The organism is Acidimicrobiales bacterium, assembly GCA_035630295.1.
Classification (GTDB): Bacteria; Actinomycetota; Acidimicrobiia; order Acidimicrobiales; family Iamiaceae; genus Iamia.
The window spans coordinates 149,868-167,241 of record DASQKY010000005.1 but is presented as its reverse complement, the minus strand read 5'-3'; the positions used below and the strand labels follow the sequence as shown (position 1 = coordinate 167,241).

The 17,374-nt window shown below is 73.5% G+C and carries 15 protein-coding genes and 1 pseudogene; 4 read left to right on the top strand and 12 right to left on the bottom strand.

The features are described from left to right. Window positions 1-33 precede the first annotated feature (33 nt). Window positions 34-1,641, top strand: a complete 1,608-nt coding sequence (locus tag VEW93_02060; protein HYI60569.1) for a serine/threonine-protein kinase — start codon at window positions 34-36, stop codon at window positions 1,639-1,641. Between the two features lie 37 nt (window positions 1,642-1,678). Here the strand turns inward: VEW93_02060 and VEW93_02055 are convergent, their stop codons facing one another. Genes VEW93_02055 through VEW93_02025 form a run of 7 tightly spaced genes read right to left on the bottom strand, consistent with a single transcriptional unit; the run spans window position 1,679 to window position 6,808 of the window. Continuing rightward, window positions 1,679-2,362 carry an MATE family efflux transporter gene (locus VEW93_02055; protein HYI60568.1) on the bottom strand — a complete coding sequence of 228 codons (684 nt, stop codon included), beginning with the start codon at window positions 2,360-2,362 and terminating at the stop codon, window positions 1,679-1,681. Then, window positions 2,359-3,114, bottom strand: coding sequence for a hypothetical protein (locus VEW93_02050; protein HYI60567.1), 756 nt, complete (start codon window positions 3,112-3,114; stop codon window positions 2,359-2,361). Before VEW93_02050 ends, VEW93_02055 begins: the two co-directional genes overlap by 4 nt. Further along, window positions 3,114-4,079, bottom strand: a complete 966-nt coding sequence (locus tag VEW93_02045; GenBank protein HYI60566.1) for an ABC transporter ATP-binding protein — start codon at window positions 4,077-4,079, stop codon at window positions 3,114-3,116. Before VEW93_02045 ends, VEW93_02050 begins: the two co-directional genes overlap by 1 nt. Next, window positions 4,076-4,963, bottom strand: a complete 888-nt coding sequence (locus VEW93_02040) for an ABC transporter permease subunit (protein ID HYI60565.1) — start codon at window positions 4,961-4,963, stop codon at window positions 4,076-4,078. The genes VEW93_02045 and VEW93_02040 overlap by 4 nt, the downstream gene beginning before the upstream one ends. Beyond that, window positions 4,960-5,922, bottom strand: a complete 963-nt coding sequence (locus VEW93_02035; GenBank protein ID HYI60564.1) for an ABC transporter ATP-binding protein — start codon at window positions 5,920-5,922, stop codon at window positions 4,960-4,962. The genes VEW93_02040 and VEW93_02035 overlap by 4 nt, the downstream gene beginning before the upstream one ends. A gap of 58 nt (window positions 5,923-5,980) precedes the next feature. Next, a complete protein-coding gene (locus tag VEW93_02030; protein HYI60563.1) occupies window positions 5,981-6,442 on the bottom strand; it encodes a hypothetical protein in 462 nt (153 codons plus the stop codon). 6 nt (window positions 6,443-6,448) lie between these two features. After that, entirely contained in the window at window positions 6,449-6,808 is a 360-nt protein-coding gene (locus VEW93_02025) for a helix-turn-helix transcriptional regulator (GenBank protein HYI60562.1), read from the bottom strand. A gap of 133 nt (window positions 6,809-6,941) precedes the next feature. On the opposite strand from VEW93_02025, the gene VEW93_02020 reads away from it, so the two are divergent. Both VEW93_02020 and VEW93_02015 read left to right on the top strand, forming a co-directional pair. Next, a complete protein-coding gene (locus tag VEW93_02020) occupies window positions 6,942-7,217 on the top strand; it encodes a helix-turn-helix transcriptional regulator (protein ID HYI60561.1) in 276 nt (91 codons plus the stop codon). A gap of 124 nt (window positions 7,218-7,341) precedes the next feature. After that, entirely contained in the window at window positions 7,342-9,561 is a 2,220-nt protein-coding gene (locus VEW93_02015) for a cation:proton antiporter (GenBank protein ID HYI60560.1), read from the top strand. Between the two features lie 65 nt (window positions 9,562-9,626). On the opposite strand, the gene VEW93_02010 is transcribed toward VEW93_02015, so the two are convergent. The 5 genes from VEW93_02010 to VEW93_01990 form a co-directional block, all read right to left on the bottom strand. Then, window positions 9,627-10,421 (bottom strand): DUF559 domain-containing protein, encoded by a 795-nt coding sequence (locus VEW93_02010; protein HYI60559.1) that lies wholly within the window; start codon window positions 10,419-10,421, stop codon window positions 9,627-9,629. A gap of 259 nt (window positions 10,422-10,680) precedes the next feature. Next, entirely contained in the window at window positions 10,681-12,303 is a 1,623-nt protein-coding gene (locus VEW93_02005; protein HYI60558.1) for an FHA domain-containing protein, read from the bottom strand. Then, complete coding sequence (locus tag VEW93_02000) at window positions 12,300-13,103, bottom strand: serine/threonine-protein kinase (GenBank protein ID HYI60557.1); 804 nt, start codon at window positions 13,101-13,103, stop codon at window positions 12,300-12,302. Before VEW93_02000 ends, VEW93_02005 begins: the two co-directional genes overlap by 4 nt. Before the next feature lie 11 nt (window positions 13,104-13,114). Beyond that, window positions 13,115-13,633 carry a hypothetical protein gene (locus VEW93_01995; GenBank protein HYI60556.1) on the bottom strand — a complete coding sequence of 173 codons (519 nt, stop codon included), beginning with the start codon at window positions 13,631-13,633 and terminating at the stop codon, window positions 13,115-13,117. 46 nt (window positions 13,634-13,679) lie between these two features. Continuing rightward, window positions 13,680-15,275, bottom strand: a complete 1,596-nt coding sequence (locus VEW93_01990; protein HYI60555.1) for a hypothetical protein — start codon at window positions 15,273-15,275, stop codon at window positions 13,680-13,682. Window positions 15,276-15,638: 363 nt separating this feature from the next. On the opposite strand from VEW93_01990, the pseudogene VEW93_01985 reads away from it, so the two are divergent. Beyond that, a pseudogene (locus VEW93_01985) lies at window positions 15,639-17,369 on the top strand (acetolactate synthase large subunit). The last annotated feature ends 5 nt before the right edge of the window (window positions 17,370-17,374 follow it).

Sequence of the window (17,374 nt, the reverse complement as noted above, 5' to 3'; positions counted from 1 at the left end):
CTCGGAGACGAGCGACAGGGACGTGACCGCCGGATGAGTGACAACCCCCTCAAGGGCGGCATGTCCGTCCCGGGCTACGAGGTCGAGCGCGAGCTGGGCCGGGGCGGCTTCGCCGTGGTCTACCGGGCCAACCAGCCCAAGCTGCGGCGCACCGTGGCCCTCAAGGTGCTCACCAACGTCGACCCCTCCGACGACGACGCCAAGCGCCGCTTCGAGGCCGAGTGCCAGGCCATCGGCTCGCTGTCGTGGCACCCCCACGTCGTCACCGTCTACGACGCCGGGGCCACCGACGTGGGCCTGCCCTTCCTGGCCATGGAGCACCTGCCGTCCGGTTCGCTCCAGGCCAAGCTGGGCGACCACGGCCACGCACCCTGGGAGGAGGTGCTGCGGGTGGCGGTGCAGATGTGCGACGCCTTGGGGGCCGCCCACCAGGCCGGCATCCTCCACCGCGACATCAAGCCGGCCAACGTCCTCACCTCCCGCATCGGCGACTACAAGCTGGCCGACTTCGGCATCGCCCGCTTCGGCGACAGCCAGCGCACCGCCACCGGGGTCATCACCGGCACCGTGGCCTACACCGCCCCCGAGGTCCTGCGGGGCGCCCGGGCCTCCACCGCCAGCGACATCTACGCCCTGGGCGCCATGCTCTGCGCCGTGGCCAGCGGCCGCACCCCGTTCGTGAAGGACGCGGACGAGTCGGTGGTGGCGATCATGTACCGGGTCAACACCGAGGACCCGCCGCCCCTCGACGAGCACGACGTGCCGGCGGACGTGGGCCTCCTGATCCACACCCTCATGGACAAGGACCCGGAGAAGCGGCCGGCCACCGCCCTGGAGGTGGCCCAGTGGGCCCAGCACCTCCAGGAGCGGCGGGGCATCTCCACCTCGCCCCTCCACACCGATCCCGACCTGCTCCCGGCCCTGCCCCCCGCCGCGGTGGCGGCCGGGGCCGAGGCCCTCGGCCCCGACGGGGCCGGCCCGTCACCCGCTCCCGCCCCGCCGGCGACGCCCCCGCCCGCCCCGGCCTACACCCCGCCCCCGCAGCCGGCGTACGGGACCCCGGCGCCCCCCGGCTACGGGCCGGGCACGCCGGCCCCGCAGCCGGCCTACCCGCAGTCGGGGACCTGGGCCGGCGACCCGTCCACCGGCGCCTACGGCGCCGCCGGGTACGGCCAGACCGGCTCCTACGCCCCGGCCACCGGGACCCACGGCTACTCCTCCGGCGGTGGGGGGGCGCCCGGCAACGGCGGCAAGATCGTGGCCATCGTGGCCGTGGTGGCCCTGGTGGTGGTGGCGCTCATCATCGGCCTGGCCGCCCTGGCCAGCGGGGGCGAGTCCTCCTCGTCGGGGTCGACCACCACCACGGCGGCGGGTGCCCCGGCCCCCGTGTCGGAGGGGACGACGGCCAGCTCCGCCCCGGAGCCGACCGGCAGCACGGCCAGCACCTTCCCCGAGCAGGTGCGCACCAACTTCGTGGACGCCTGCACCGCGGGCGACGTGGAGGAGAGCGTCTGCACCTGCGTGCTCGACAGCCTGGAGTCGACCTACACGCTGGCCGAGCTGGCCGAGCTGGAGGCTGACATCGCGGCCGGCGAGGCCCCGCCGGCCGAGATCGTCGACCTGTTCACCTCCTGCCAGTAGGGGGCCCACCGGCCTATCAGCCCCGCCTGGGTGGCGGTCAGGGGTGATCGGCGCCGAGGACGGCCCAGCGGCCCCGGTGGAAGCGGACCAGGAGGGGGACGGCCCGCCCGGCCATCATCAGGCGGACGGCGGCCCACAGCCAGGCCACCGACAGGTCGAGGGCCAGGACGGCGAGGGCCAGGCCCAGGAAGCCCACCGCCACGGCCACCATGGCCCGGGCCAGGTAGCGGAGGTCGCCGGCCCCGATGAGGATGCCGTCCAGGGTGAAGGCCACCCCGGCGATGGGCTGGAGGGCGGCCACCCACACCAGGAGGTCGGCGGTCATGGCCTCCACCGCCGGGTCGTCGGTGAACAGCCCGGCCAGCGGGACCCGCACGGCCAGCACCACCAACCCCGTGCCCACCCCGCCCAGCAGCCCCCACCACAGGATGGTGCGGCCGGTGGCCCGGGCCGCCGCCGCCCGCCCCCCGGGGGTCGCCGGCCCCGACCCGCCGGGCCACGGCGCCGGTGGTGCCGTAGGCCAGGAAGACGAAGGTGGTGTAGCCGGTGAGGAGGATGGTCGAGGCCACGCCCAGCCCCCCGAGCTGCGGGGTCCCGATGTGGCCCACGATGGCCGTGTCGGCCAGGACGTAGAGCGGCTCGGCCACCAGCGCCCCCAGGGCCGGGACCGCCAGCCGCAGGATGGCCGCCGGCGTCGCCTCCTCCGCCGCCACCCGCTCAGTCGACGTCGACGCGGCCCAGGAGCCAGCCGGTGAGGGCGGTGAAGGCCACGCCCACCACCAGCGGGACCACGATGGCCGAGGCCAGGGTGAGGGTGCCCAGGCGCAGGCCCACACCCGTGTACTGGGACAGCACCGAGGCGGTGTAGGCCCGGATCGAGAGCTTGGCCGCCGTCTCGCTGGCCGTGGCCACGAAGCCCTCCCACACCAGGATGTAGGCGATGCCCCACACCAGGGCCCGCCGGAACCGCAGGCCCAGGGCGGTGAACACCCCGGCGTAGCCGACCACGCCCACGATGGTCGCCACCGCGGTGCCACCCACCAGGGCCGACCCCGCGCCGGTGGCCGTGGCCGCCAGCACCAGGGGCACGAACACGAGGGGCAGGGCCACGGTGACCGAGGCCAGGCTGGCGGCGGCGGCGATGCGCCAGCGGGCCACCGGGGTGAGCCACAGGTACACCAGGGTGCGGTCGTCGACGGTGTCGCCCAGGGCCGAGCTGGCGAACACCAGGGCGCAGATGGGCACCACGGTGGTGAAGGCGAAGTTGTTGATGAACTCGGTGCCGGTGGTGACCGGGTCGTCGGCCCCGGCCCGCACGGCCAGGCCGATGAGCACGGCCACGCCCCCCAGGGCGGCGATGACCACGGCCCGGCCCCAGGTCAGCTGGTGGCGCAGGAACACCACGTAGAGCCGGCCCAGAGCGCCCCGGGGCGACCCCTGGGCCGGGGGGGCGAGCATCGGGGGCGCGGCCATCAGCGGCCCACCAGGTAGCGGAACACCGAGTCGAGGTCGTCGTCCAGGGGGACGACCTCCCACAGCCGGGCCCCCTCGTCGCGGGCCGCGGCGGCCACGGTGCGGCGGAAGTCGTGGACCCGGTCGGTCTCCACGATGACGATGTCGGTGTCGACGATCTCCAGGCCGATGACCTGGCGGGCGGCCAGCAGGCGGCCGCCCAGCTCCTGGGGCCGGTCGGTGCGCAGGCGGATGCGGTGGGGCCGGTCGTCCATCAGGTCGCGGATGGCCCGGAAGTCGCCCTCGGCGGCCAGGCGGCCCTGCACGATGACCAGCACGTTCGACCCGAAGCGCTCCACCTCCTCGAGCACGTGGCTGGACACGACGACGCACCGCCCCTCGTCGCCGAGGCGGTGGAACAGGTCGGTCATGTGGCGACGCTGCCGGGGGTCGAGCCCGGTCAGCGGCTCGTCGAGGACGATCACCGACGGCTCGTGGACGATGGCTTGGGCCACCTTGACCCGTTGGCGCATGCCCCGGGAGTAGGTGGGCAGGGAGCGGGGGTCGCCCGGGTCCAGCTCCACCACCGAGAGGGCGTGGGCCGCCGCCTCCCGGGGTGAGGCCACGCCGCGCAGCGCGGCGCAGGTCTCGACCAGCTCCAGGGCGGTGAGGCGGTCGAACACCGTCTCCTGCTGGGGCACCAGGGCCAGGTGGCGGTGGACCTCGACGTCGCGCCGCGGGTCGCGCCCCAGGACCCGCACCGTGCCCCGGGCCGGGGGGACCAGCCCGCACAGCAGCCGGAGCAGGGTCGACTTGCCGGCCCCGTTGGGGCCGAGCAGGGCGGTGACGCCGGCCCCCAACGAGAACGTCACCTCCGACACGGCGACCACGTCGCCGAACCAGCGGCTGCACCCCTCGACCTCCACCATGGCGGTCCCCTCGTCCACCGCCGGGCCCACCGCCGGGGCCGCCACCGGGGCGGTCACCGCGTCACCTGCAGGAGCTGGTAGCGCACCCGGCACACGGCGGCACCGAGCAGCGTCCACGCCGCCGCCCCGGCGGCCGCCCCGGCCAGGGTGATCTCGGGGATGGCGGGCCGCTCCCCGTGGATGAGCTGCACCAGGTTGAACGGCCCGGTCACCAGGCTCAGGGCCTGGAGGCCCTCGGGCAGGCTGGTGGCCTCGATCAGCACGGACAGGAACAGCGACGACACCACCAGCATCAGCAGCAGGGCGGCGGTGGCGAAGGCCTTGCGGTCGGTCAGGGACGACACCCCCATCGACACGGCGGTGAACAGGACGGCCATGACCGCCCCCGCCCCCACCACCCGGGCCAGGGTCCCGGCCACGCCGGCCGGCCCGTCGGGCCCGACGCCCTGGAGCACGTTGGCCACCAGCATGAGGAGCGGGGGCCCGATGGTCACCAGGGCCAGCACCGCGGCGGTGGCCGCCGCCTTGGCCAGCAGGTAGCTGTCCCGGGTGAGGGGCGAGGCCAGGTAGATGCCGAGCATGCCGGTGCGCCGGTCGGTGCACAGCACCTCGGGCCCGACGAAGGCGATGAACAGGACGATGGCGGCCTGGATGAAGGGGAAGTAGTCGCCGTAGCTGGGCAGCTCGATCTCGGCCGCGTCGACGTCGGGGAGCAGGGCCACCAGGCCCACGAAGACGATGGCCGGCACGTAGGAGATGCCCACCGCGGCCAGCGGCAGGATCTTGGCCCACGCCGAGCGGCGCAGCCCCAGGGCCCGCTGGACGCTCTGGCGCCAGACGGTGGTGAACGCCCCGCGGACGGCGGTGCGCGGGCCGGTGTAGGTCCGGTACCCCCGGTCGATGATGCGGGCCCGGGGGGCCGGGTCGGTCGGGGTGGTCACGACGTCGCCCCGGCCCGGGCCTGCCCACCGGTGAGGCCGGCCGACAGGAAGACCTCCTCCAGCGACCGGCGGCGGGGCTCGAGCCGGCGCACGGGCAGGTCCAGGCGGGCCAGCTCGTCCCGCACCAGGTCGAAGGCGTCCTCACCGCCCTCGACGAAGATCCGGTCCCCGTCCACGTAGAGGGGCACGCCGTGGGACCGGATGGCGGCGTAGAACGGCTCGGGGTCGCCGGCCACCTCCAGGACCACGCCGCCCGTGCTCGACGCCTGCAGCTCGGAGAGCGACCCGCTGCTCACCACCTGCCCGGCGTGGAGGATCACCGCCCCGTCGGCCACCCGCTCGACCTCGTCGAGGACGTGGCTGGACAGGATCACGTGGATGCCGAAGTCGTGGCCCACCCGCCGGATGAGGGCCAGCATGTCGTCCCGCTGCACGGGGTCGAGGCCCTCGGTGGGCTCGTCCAGCAGGACCAGGACGGGGTCGTGCACGATGGCCTGGGCCAGCTTGACCCGCTGGCGCTGCCCGGTGGACATGGTGCCCAGCGGGCGGATCCGCTCCTCGCCCAGGCCCACCTGCCACAGCACGTCCGAGGCCCGGCCCGTGGCCTCGCGCCGGGGCAGGCCGTGGAGCTCGCCCACGTGGCGCACGAAGTCGACCGCCTTCACGTCGGGGGGCAGCGAGTGGTGCTCGGGGGAGTAGCCCACCCGGGCCCGCACCTCGGGGCCGGCCTCGGTGGGGTCGAGGCCCAGCACCCGGATCGTCCCCTCGTCGGGGCGGTGCAGGCCGAGCAGCAGGCCGAAGAGGGTCGTCTTGCCCGAGCCGTTGGCGCCCAGCAGCCCGGTCACGCCCGTGCCCACCACCACCTCGGCCCCGGCCAGGGCCAGGGTCGACCCCCACCACTTCACCACCCCGGCGGTGGCGACCACCGGGGTCGGGGGCGCGGGGGCGGCGGCGCTCACGGCGCCCGACCCTAGGGCAGGCCGGCACCCGCCCCGGGCCGACCCCTTCCGCCGGGCCTCAGGCCGGCGCCGCGGCCAGCAGGCTGAGGGCCAGGGCGGCGACCGTGTCGTCGACGTCGAAGGCGTCGGCCACCTCCCACGGGGCCACGCCCTCACCCAGGCCGCCGCGCTGCTCGACCAGGTGCTGCAGGGCACGGCGGGGCACGAGGCGGATCGCCACCTCCCGGTTGACGGCGGCCTCGTCGCGGGCGACGACGTCGTCCAACCACTCCGGCAGGCCGTGGCCGTCGCAGCCGCCGCCCCGCTCCTCGTGGACCAGCTCGTGGGCCAGGGCGCAGCGCCGGGCCCGCCGATCCAGCGCCGGGTCCAGGACGACGATGGCCCGACCCGGCCCCGACACCAGCATGGCGCCCCCGGTCAGGGCCGCCTCCGGGGCGAAGCGCAGCTCGACGTGGGGCCGGGCCCGGAGGGCGGCCCACGGGTCCCAGGGCGGGTCGGGAGCCTGGTCCGCCAGCTCCACCGCCGGTCAGCTCCGGCCGTCGAGCAGCCCGCGCACGTAGGCCTCGAGCCGGGACAGCTGGTCGGGCGAGAGGTCCCGGATGCGCCGATCGAGGGCCGCCACCCGCATCTCGGTCAGTCGATCGGGTGACGGCGGGTCGGCGTCGTCGGCGACCAGGGCCGCCGACAGCTCGTTGACGTCCATCCCCAGCGCCCGGGCCAGCGCCCCCAGCAGCTTGGGCCTCGGTTGGGTCTCGGCCGTCAGCCACTTCGAGACCGTCTGCTGGCTGACGCCGACCTGTTCGGCCAGGCTGGCCTGGCTGACGCCGGACGCTCTGAGCTCGGCGCGGAGCCGCTCGGCCAGAGCGGTGCGGGGTGAGGAGGGCACCGAGCCAGTGTTCCACGCCTGCCAGGCGTGAACCCTGCGTCTCGTGTCCTGGTCAGACGCTTTTTCCACCCCAGTCCGACGTTTCACGCTGGAAACGAGTTCACTCTCGCCCTCCACGGGTCATAGTTCGACCATGCCCTCCCCGCTCGACGTCACCATCCGCGTCATCGCCCCACCTGCCCTCGCCGAGGTGCCCACGGACGAGTGGGGCATGCGCGTCGCCGACGCCCGCCGCAGCCGGCGCCTCAGCCAGCTGGCCCTGGCCCGGGCGTGCGGCGTGTCCCAGCAGACCATCAGCAAGGTCGAGCACGGCGAGATCTGCCCCCACGACAAGCTCAAGCTCCGCCTGGCCGCCGCCCTCGACCTGCCTCCTGCCGCCCTCTTCCCCTGGCCGGTCGGGGCCCGCTGAGCCGGGGGTCGGGTCCCCTGCCGGTCTCGGGCGCGGCCGGTGGGCGGGAGTCGTACTGTGTGCCCCGCCTGATCCGGCCGGGTGGCCGGCGCAGAGCCGGGGCGACCCCGGAGATGGAGGAGCGATGTCGGGGCTGATCCTTGCCGCCGGTGGGGGAGTGGACGAGGCCACCGTGGCCTGGGTCCTCCTCGACGTGGCCATCATCCTGGTGGTGGCCCGCCTGATCGGGGCCCTCTTCCGACGCATCGGCCAACCCCCGGTGGTCGGGGAGATCCTTGCCGGCCTGGCCCTCGGGCCGATGCTGCTGGGCTCGGGCACCATCACCGAGCTGTTCAACCTGAGTGAGCCCCTCAGCGACACGCTGTTCCCGGCCGAGGCCCGGCCCTTCCTGAAGGTGCTGGCCGAGGTGGGCCTCATCATCTTCATGTTCGTGGTCGGCCTGGAGCTGGACATGAAGCTGATCAAGGGCAAGGAGCGGTTGGCGGCCGGGGTCTCGCTGACCTCGGTGATCTTCCCCTTCGCCCTCGGCTTCGGCCTGGCCTGGGCCATCCACGACACCTACCTGCCCGACGGCATCGACTTCATCCCCTTCGCCCTCTTCATCGGCGCGTCCATGTCGGTCACGGCCTTCCCGGTGCTGGCCCGGATCCTCCACGAGCGACGCATGCAGGGCACCACGGTGGGCGCGGTGGCGCTGGCCTGCGCGGCCATCGACGACATCCTGGCCTGGTCGTTGCTGGCCCTGGTGACCGCGGTCATCGAGTCGACCACCGGGGACGGGGGCGGCAACCCCGCCGTGCACCTGTTCCGGGTGATGGGGCTGACCATCGGCTTCGGCGTCCTCATGTCGGTCGCGGTGAAGCCGGTGCTGGCCAAGCTCAATGCCCGGTTCAAGGCCGCGGGCACCCTCACCCCCGACGTGCTGGCCGCCGTGCTCGGCCTGCTGCTCGTCGCCTCCTACTGCACGTCCAAGATCGGCATCCACTCGATCTTCGGGGCCTTCATGCTCGGCGTGGTGTTCCCCCGCGACGGGGCCGAGGAGTTCACCCACAAGATCCTGGAGCGCATCGAGAGCATCGCCGTGCTCCTCCTCCTGCCGCTCTTCTTCATCGTCACCGGGCTCAACGCCAAGGTCGGCAAGGTCTCCATCGGCAGCTTCCTGGGGGTGCTGGCCGCCATCGTGGCCGTGGCCTGTGTGGGCAAGTTCGTGGGGGCCACGGTGGCCGGGCGGTTCCAGGGCATGTCGTGGCGGCGCTCGGCCGCCATCGGCACCCTCATGAACACCCGGGGCCTGACCGAGCTGGTGCTGCTGTCCATCGGGCGTGACAAGGGCGTGCTCGACGACACCCTCTTCACGGCCCTGGTGCTCATGGCCATCATCACCACGATCATGACCTCGCCCCTGCTCAAGAAGATCTACCCGGACCGGATGATCGAGCACGACATCGCCGAGGCCGAGCGGGCCGCGTTGGGGGACGCCATCTCGTTCCGGGTCCTGGTCGCCATCGACGACCCGGCGTCGGCCGAGCCGCTGGTCGACATGGCGTGCGGCATCGCCGCCTCCCAGATGCCGGCCGAGGTGGTGCTCACCTCCTTCGAGCAGCAGCAGGCCACCGACGGCGGTCGGGAGCTGTCCAGCTTCCTCGACACCATCGCCTCCGAGCTCGACTCCCTGCGCGGCCTGGAGGAACGGGTGCGGGCCCGCGGCCTCTCGGTGCAGTCCTTCTCCCAGCGGACCGACTCCCTGGCCGAGGACATCGCCGCCCAGGCCCAGCGCATGGGGGCCCGTCTGGTGCTCGTCGGCGACCGCCGGGAGGACCCGGCCTGGGTGTCGACGGTGGCCGCCCTGGTCGCCGCCGGCCCCGCCGACGTCGGAGTGGTGGTGGCCCCGCTGCCCCGGGTCGGCGCCGTGGCCCCCGACGGGCCACCGGTGGTCGAGGCCGGCGACGGCGCGCCCGGGGTGGCCGCCTTCGAGTACGGCGTGCGGCTGGCCCTCCCGGCCGGCACCGGCCCCACCGTCGTCGGCCTGGCCCCCGGCAGCCGGGCCGTCCGCCGGCTCCAGTCCGCGCTCGATCGCCTGGCCGCCCTGGGCCGGGCCGGCCGGGTCGAGGCCTCCACCCTGGCCACGGTGGAGGGCGCTCAGGCCGCCGCCGGTGCCGTGGCGGTGGTCCGCCCCTTCGCCGGCCCCGAGGGCCTGGAACCGGTCGAGCGGGCCCGCCCCGACGCGGAGCGCCTCGGCTGCCCCGTCCTCCTGGTGGCCCCCGACCCCAACCAGCTGGAACGCTCCGGCCTGGAGGCCCTCCTCGACGCCGCCGAGGCCGCCCCCCCCACCCCCGTCGACTGATCTCCCCCCGTTCTCGGCACCTTTTCGTACCCATGCGGTACGGAAAGGTGCCAGGTCGGTTCGGGTCAGGCCGCGGGGGTGCGGGCGTCGAGCAGGGCGCGGATCTGGGCCAGGACCGCGTCGCTCCGGTGGGTCAGATCGGACCAGCGGATCCTCACGACCACGTAGCCAGCGGCGGTCAGGCGTCGATCACGACGGGCGTCCTCCAGGAGATCGGTGTGCTGGCCGTGCCACTCCCGGGAGTCGAGCTCGATGACGAGCCGGGCTGACCGGAAGACGCCATCGACGCGACCGATCCACCCTTCGCCGTCGTTGAGGTCGACCTGCCACTCCGGCTCGGTCAGCCCGTCACCGAGGATGGTGGCGCGAGCCAGCTCCTCCAGCTCCGAGGAGGTGGGCACGGCCGGATCTCGGGCCTCCAGGACTTGTCGGAGCCGACGAGTGCCAGGTCGCCCGCGACCTCCGAGCCGGGCCAGCACGACCCGGAGGCTCGCGTCCGAGCACAGGCCGCGGCGCACGGACTCGGCGACGGCCCGCTCCAGACGCGAGGTGCCGATCGTCGCGGCCAGGTCCATGAGCGTCCGGGCGGGCGTGGTCAGCGGGATTCGGCGGTGGACGGTCACGTGCTCCATCGGGATCGACGAGGACCGGTGGATCACCGCCCCCCGTCGCTCGTTGCTCCCGTCGACCGGTCGGAGCAGGTCGATGCGGTGGTCCTCGGGGAAACCGGGCACTCGCCAGAGCGCGGCCGCCGTCCGGTGTGAGGCCCACGTCTCGGTCCCATGGACCGAGACGGCGCCGAGGACCCGCGCCTCGAAGGTGACGGGGGCGCCGGCCACCAGGAAGGTGCCACGGGCCATCGGCACGAGGCGACCGCTCCGCACCCACGCCGTGACCTGGCGTCGTGACGCCGGCGTCGAGCATCCGCTCAGTGGTGAGGATCCCGTGGCTCTCGGCTGCCAGTCGTCCCAGGGCCGGCCATCCGAAGGGGTTCCACTCGGCATCCACGGCGCCCAGCGTCACCGTTGGCGGTGGCGCCCAACCCTCCTCCCCCCGTCCTCCGTTCTCGGCACCTTTTCGTACCCATGCGGTACGGAAAGGTGCCAGGTTCGGGGTGGGTCAGCGGACGAGGGCGGACTCGAAGACGGCGGAGCGACGGCCCAGGGCCACGCGCATGCCGGGGGTGAGCATCACCGACTGGCCGGCGGGGATGGGGACCCACTGGTTGGAGGTGGGGTCCCACACGAAGGAGCCGTTGGTCTCCGACAGGTTCACCAGGTGCACGTCCCAGTCGACCAGGCGCAGCTCGGCGTGGGCCCGGGAGATGGAGCGCTCCGGGTCGTCCACGGGGAGGGGCAGGGCCTCGCCCGACTGCACCAGGGGGCTGCTGTCCGGCTGGCGGCCCACCACGTAGTCGCTGGCCAGCGAGAAGGTGGCCCCGTCCTCGAACACGATGACGCCCAGCGGGGGCCGGGGCCCCCGGGTGAGGATCTGGGTGTTCTGCACCATGGAGATCCCGCACGACGAGCAGAACCGCGACCGGGGGTCGTTGAAGTGGCCCCGAGAGCAGACCACGCCCTGGACCAGGACCTCGCTGGTCTGCTGGTCGGGGGCCCGGACCTCGGCCGGGTCGAGCTCGAGGGGCAGGGGCTCCCGCTCCTCGGGCTCCTCCTGGTCGAGGGCGCCCAGCAGCTGGGACGTGAAGCCGGCGCCACCGGCCTCCGGCACGGCCGTCGGGGGCAGGGTGGCGGGCTCGTGGGGCGGCGCCGACACGGGCGGCTCCAGGCCTGACGGGGGAGCGGACGGCGGCTCGGACGGGGGCGGCCCGGTCTCGGGGGCGCTCCCCCACGCCGGTTCGGGAGCCGCGGGAGGAGGCGCGGTGCCCCAGGCCGGCTCGGAGGCGTCGACGGGCGCGGAGGGGACCTCGGCGCCGGGCGGGGGGGTGGCGGCCGGCGGCTCGGCCACCGGGAGGGGGGCCGCCTCGACCTCGTCGGTGGGCGGGTGCCAGGCGGCGGTGGGCTGGTCCAGGGCGCCGGTGGCGGTCCAGGCCTCAGCGGCCGCCGCCTCCTGGGCTGCCGCCTCCTGGGCTGCGGCCTCGGTGGAGGCCGAGGCCGTGTAGGGCATGCTCTCGGCCTCCGGGGGCGGGGCCGGCGACGGCTCGGCCGCGGGGGGAGCGGCCGCCGGCGGGGCAGCCGACGGAGGTGGAGCCGACGCGGGCGGGGCGGCCTGCGGGGGGCTGGCCGGCACGGCGTCGGTGGGCGACGCGAGCATGGTGAGGGCGAAGCCGGCTCCGGCCGCGGTGCCCGACTGCAGGTCGATGTCGAAGACGGGGGCGGGCGTGGGCTCGCCGGCCCGGTGGGCGGCGATGGTGTGGAACGGGCCCGGCAGCTCCCGGTCGACGCCGGTGAAGGAGCCCACCGCGCTGATGACCTCCTCGCCGGCCGTGCCCTGGAGGTGGACCTCCACGGCGCCATACGCCTTCACGTAGACACCCCCCGGCGAGGCCGCCACCAGGGCGAAGCCGGGCAGGCTGGTGTCGGCGTCGCCGCCCACCAGGATGGCCAGCTGCCGGGCCAGGGTGCGGGCCGGCTGGGGCTCGTCGTGGCCGCGGACCTCCTCCACCAGGCGGGCGACCTCGGAGGCCGGCGTGCGGGCGGCGACGAAGAGCACCGCCCCGGCGGTGCGGCACACCAGGCCGTCGGTGCCGGGGGCAGTGGCGAGACGTCCGTCGGCGAGGTTCATGACGTGCTCCCAAGGGCGTCGAGGGCGTCGGCCAGCTCGGCCGCGGTGCGGAACCGGGCCGCGGGGTCGGGGTCGAGGCAGCGCCGGACCAACTCGGCCTCGGTGTCGCTCAGGCTGGGATCGAGCGTCGGCGGGGAGGAGAGCACCCGGCGCACGGCCAGCAGGGGGTCGCGCTCGGGCAGGTCCCCGTAGACGCCCCGGGCGCTGAGCACCCGGTGGAGGCTGACGCCCAGGGCCCATATGTCGCTGGAGCGCGAGGCCCGCTCGCCGCGCATGATGGCCGGGTCGAGGTACTCCACCGAGCCGATGCCGCCCAGCCCGGTGATGGTCTGGCCCGGGGCCAGCACCTGGACCAGGCCCAGGTCGGAGAGCTTGGCCCCCTGGTCGGTGAGGAGGATGTTGGCCGGCTTGATGTCGCGGTGGGCGATGCCCGCCTCGTGGAGGTCGTTGGCGGCCCGGGCCGCGGTGGCCACCGCCGCCACCTTGTCGGCTCGGCTCAGCTCCCGGGCCGGGTGGGCCAGGGAGCCGCCGGGGCAGTACTCCATGGCGTAGTAGCAGCGCCCGGCCTCCTGCCCGGCGTCGTACAGCGTGACCAGGTGGGCGCTGCGGACCTTGGCGAAGGTGCGGAGCTCCCGGGTGAGGCGGTGGAAGGCGTCCTCGCCCGCCGCCACCTGGAGGACCTTCACCGCCACGTGGTCGGCGGCGATGCCGAGCCGGGGCGGGGCGGCGGCCAGGTAGTAGCTGCCACTGCTCCCCTCACCGAGGGGCTGGATGAACTGGTAGTCGGCGATGCGATCCATGGGGTCCCTCGTCAGATGAGCCGGCCGCCGCGGAAGCGCCAGCGGACGAAGAAGATCTTCATCGGCCCGTTGACGAAGAGCCAGACGGCGATCCAGGTGGTGAAGAACAGGAAGATGTAGGCCAGCACCGGCACGTACTGCTCCTTGTCGAGCCCGATGTCCCCGAAGGGGTTGAGGCCCGAGACGTGCAGCAGGAGGAACGTGGACAGCCCTTCGGGCACGACCTCCAGCAGCTGGAAGAAGGCCGGCCAGTCCTTCTCCCACCGGAACTGCATGAGGAAGTGGTAGATCGGCTCCCAGACGAAGGCACCGACGAGGGCGGTGATGGCCAGGGCGGCGAGGGTGAGCTTGTAGGTCTGGAGGATGGCGTTCTCGCCGCCCATCGTGTCGATGGTGAGGACGAAGGCGTAGCCCTGGTTCCCCGGCTGGTTGATGTACAGGAACGGCGTGATGATGATCGTCCAGATCAGGCCGACCGTGAACGACGCCAACAGGCGCGTCTGGATGCGGCCCAGCAGCACGGGGATCATGCGGGCACCTCTCTGAGCGGTCGGGACAGGGGAGCGGGCGTGGCGATCACTTCGGGAGGTCCTTGTGCCGGGCCCACTTCCACCATTGCGTCGCGCTCCGGACCGGCCCCATCTTCTTGATGAACCCCCGGGAGGCCAGGTCGTCCATGATCCGCACGGCGGCGTACTGGAGGCCGAGGAAGGTGTCGATGCCGGCGAAGTAGTTGCCGAGCGTCATGCTGCCGGCGGCGTACATGCAGCCCGGGGCGCTCTGGGTGCCCCGCACCTCGAAGCTGCGCTCGGTGTCGAGCCGGCCGAGGACGTTGCGCTGGGCGCCGGAGTGGTCGAACAGGTCGGCGTACAGGCGGTGCTCGCGGATGTCGGCCTCGAGGCCGGTGCAGTCGATGACGAAGTGGGCGGGGACCTCGAGGATGGAGCCGTCCTTGGCCTTCACCTTGGTCACGACGGTGCCGTCGGAACCGGGGACGACCGAGTCGACGGTGCCGATGTAGGTGCGGTACCAGCCCTCCTTGCGACCGCGCGCCAGCTGTTCCATCCAGTTCTTGCGGATCGGGGTGTTGGTGCCGCCGAGCTGCTCGTAGAGCTTCTTGCGGTCCTCGCCCTCGAGCTTCTCGAACTGGGCCTTGTAGCGCCCGCCCCAGGTCGACTTGGGCCAGTTGAAGCCCTGGTAGGCCCAGCCGTCCCCCCCCGGTCGGCGCAGGAAGATGTTGGGCCCGTGGGAACCCGTGATGTAGGTGCGGAACAGGTGGAGGATCTGGGTCTGGAGGCCGAAGGCGTCCCGGTCGTCGATCAGGCGCTGGAGGACCCGGGAGGCGACGATGCCGCCGCCCCGGATCAACACCAGGCCGGGACGGCGCTTCAGCTCCTCGTAGACCTGCTCGTGGGGCTCGTACGCGTTGACGACCCGGACGTAGTCGTCGTACTTGGTGCGGTACTCCTGGAGGTCGGGCAGGAACTTGACGCCGGGGTAGCCCACCGAGATGTGGACGTACGTCGACCGGTAGGCGATGCGCTTGGTGGCCGACGTGCCCTGCGCCGGGGTGAGGATGGAGAAGTAGCCCCCGCCGTGGCGCCGCCGGACCATCCGCACCTGGCCCTTGACGCACATGTCGAGGTAGCTGATGCGGTGCACCTCGCGCTCCATGGTCTCGAACACGTAGCCGGCCCGGGGCGTGTAGTAGTCGCGCAGGACCGGCTCGGTGCAGACGTTCCAGACCGGGTCGAGGGTCTTGTCCGTCCACGCCTCGCGGAAGGCGAAGCTGGGGAAGCCCCAGATGTTGTCCGGCATGGACTGGGCGTCGGAGCGGAGGCGCTCCTTGCGGGGCACCTGCGAGACCCGGGTGAGGTACTCATAGGTCTGCCACGGGACGTCGAGGTTGGTGAGCACGCGGAGCTGGTTGGTGGACATCCCGGCGATGCGCAGGTGGTCCACCAGCTCGAAGGACCCGATCCCGCCGCCGATCGACACCATGGGGATGTCGACGATGGGGATGCCGGCGTCGGCCACCATCTGGTCGGTCCAGATGTCGGTGGCGATCAGGGTCTCGTTCAGGTCGCCCGGCTGGGCCGGGCCCTGGGGGTCGGGCATGGCCGCCACCAGGTCCGAGCTGTTGATGCTGATCGTCGCGTTCGAGTCGCTCATCCGTTCCTCACCTCGTGCCGGTCGACGGCGGTCCGGTCCGGCCCCGGGGGCGGCCGGGATCGGGACGGGCGAACAGTAGCCCTGTCCCCGGCGAGGGGGAACGGGCCCGGGGAGGGGACCCCAAACGCCCTGGACCGGACCGGCGGCCGCGGTCCGGCCCGGTGGCTGGACGAGGCGTCCCCGACGCGCGATGCTGCCCAGCGATGTCCGTCGGCACCACCCTCGTACTCGGGCCCTGAGCGCACGCCGCCGACATCTCGCGTGCGCTCGATCGACCTCCCCTCGGGGAGGTCGTCGCCGTTTTCGGCGCATGCACCATGACCGACACCTGACCCACCCCCGCCCGAGCCGACCGAGGAGCACGCCACCATGGAGTTGAACGGAGGACAGGCGCTGATCCGTGCCCTCGAGATGGAGGGGACGGAGGTGATGTTCGGCCTCCCGGGCGGCGCCATCCTCCCGGTGTACGACCCGGTGCTGGACTCGACGATCCGCCACATCCTGGTCCGCCACGAGCAGGGCGCCGGCCACATGGCCGAGGGCTACGCCCACGCCACCGGCCGGCCCGGGGTGGCCATGGTCACCTCGGGGCCGGGGGCCACCAACATCGTCACCCCCCTGGCCGACGCCTACATGGACTCGGTGCCCATGGTGTGCATCACCGGGCAGGTCCCCCGCCCGGCCATCGGCACCGACGCCTTCCAGGAGTGTGACATCACCGGCATCACCCAGTCGGTGACCAAGCACAACTTCCTGGTCACCTCGGCCGACGACATCCCCATGGTCATCCGCCAGGCCTTCCACATCGCCACCACCGGCCGCCCCGGGCCGGTCCTGGTCGACATCCCCAAGGACATCGTCGACCCGACCAACCCGGCGTCGGCCACCGGCTGGGACTGGCCCTCCGACGACGAGGTGGCCCGTTCGCTGCCGGGCTACCGGCCCGCCACCTCCGGCGACCCGGAGGCGGTGGAGCGGGCCGCGGCCCTGATCCTGGCGGCCGAGCGCCCGGTGCTCTACGTCGGGGGCGGCATCCTGAAGGCCCGGGCCGCCGAGGCCCTGCACGAGCTGGCCGAGCTGACCGACATCCACGTGGTCACCACCCTCATGGCCCGGGGCGCCTTCCCCGACGACCACCGCCTGTGCCTGGGCATGCCGGGCATGCACGGCAACTACACCGCCGTCACCGCCCTCCAGCGCTCCGACCTGCTGATCGCCCTGGGGGCCCGCTTCGACGACCGGGTCACCGGCAAGGTGGCCGGCTTCGCCCCCGAGGCCAAGGTCATCCACGTGGACATCGACGCCGCCGAGCTGGGCAAGGTCCGGCGCCCCGACGTCCCCATCCACGGCGACTGCCGCCTCATCGTCGAGGACCTGGTGGCTGCCGTCCGGCGCCGGCAGGCCGCGGGGGCGGTCACGCCCGACCGGCGGCCGTGGCGCTCCACCATCAGCGGGTGGCAGGAGCGCTACCCCCTGGCCTACGAGGAGCCCCAGGAGGGCGACCAGCTCAAGCCCCAGATGGTGCTGGAGCACCTGCGCGACTCCGTCCCCGAGGACACGATCCTGGCCAGCGGGGTGGGCCAGCACCAGATGTGGGCCAGCCAGTACTGGCGCTTCCGTCACCCCTACACCTGGGTCAACTCCGGGGGGCTGGGCACCATGGGCTTCTCGGTGCCGGCCGCCATCGGGGCCAAGGTGGGCCGGCCCGACCGCATGGTGTGGGCCGTCGACGGCGACGGCTGCTTCCAGATGACGGCCCAGGAGCTGGTCACCGCGTCGGCCGAGCGCATCCCGGTGAAGGTGGCCATCCTCAACAACGCCTACCTGGGCATGGTCCGCCAGTGGCAGGAGATGTTCTACGAGGAGCGCTACAGCGAGGTGTACCTGTCGCCCGACCTGCCCGACTACGTGAAGTGGGCCGAGTCCATGGGCTGCGTGGGCATCCGGGCCGAGTCCCCGGAGGAGATCCAGCCCGCCATCGACAAGGCCAACGAGATCGACGACCGCCCCGTGGTGGTGGAGTTCCGCACCGACAGCCGGGAGAAGGTCTATCCGATGGTGCCGTCCGGCAAGAGCAACGACGACATCCAGGTGCCCCC

Bases quoted from the DNA above. Each gene is read 5' to 3' on its own strand.
- VEW93_02060 (HYI60569.1), top strand. From the start codon at position 34: ATGAGTGACAACCCCCTCAAGGGCGGCATGTCCGTCCCGGGCTACGAG.
- VEW93_02050 (HYI60567.1), bottom strand. From the start codon at position 3,114: ATGGCCGCGCCCCCGATGCTCGCCCCCCCGGCCCAGGGGTCGCCCCGG.
- VEW93_02020 (HYI60561.1), top strand. From the start codon at position 6,942: ATGCCCTCCCCGCTCGACGTCACCATCCGCGTCATCGCCCCACCTGCC.
- VEW93_02015 (HYI60560.1), top strand. From the start codon at position 7,342: ATGTCGGGGCTGATCCTTGCCGCCGGTGGGGGAGTGGACGAGGCCACC.
- VEW93_02010 (HYI60559.1), bottom strand. From the start codon at position 10,421: ATGGCCCGTGGCACCTTCCTGGTGGCCGGCGCCCCCGTCACCTTCGAG.
- VEW93_02005 (HYI60558.1), bottom strand. From the start codon at position 12,303: ATGAACCTCGCCGACGGACGTCTCGCCACTGCCCCCGGCACCGACGGC.
- VEW93_02000 (HYI60557.1), bottom strand. From the start codon at position 13,103: ATGGATCGCATCGCCGACTACCAGTTCATCCAGCCCCTCGGTGAGGGG.
- VEW93_01995 (HYI60556.1), bottom strand. From the start codon at position 13,633: ATGATCCCCGTGCTGCTGGGCCGCATCCAGACGCGCCTGTTGGCGTCG.
- VEW93_01990 (HYI60555.1), bottom strand. From the start codon at position 15,275: ATGAGCGACTCGAACGCGACGATCAGCATCAACAGCTCGGACCTGGTG.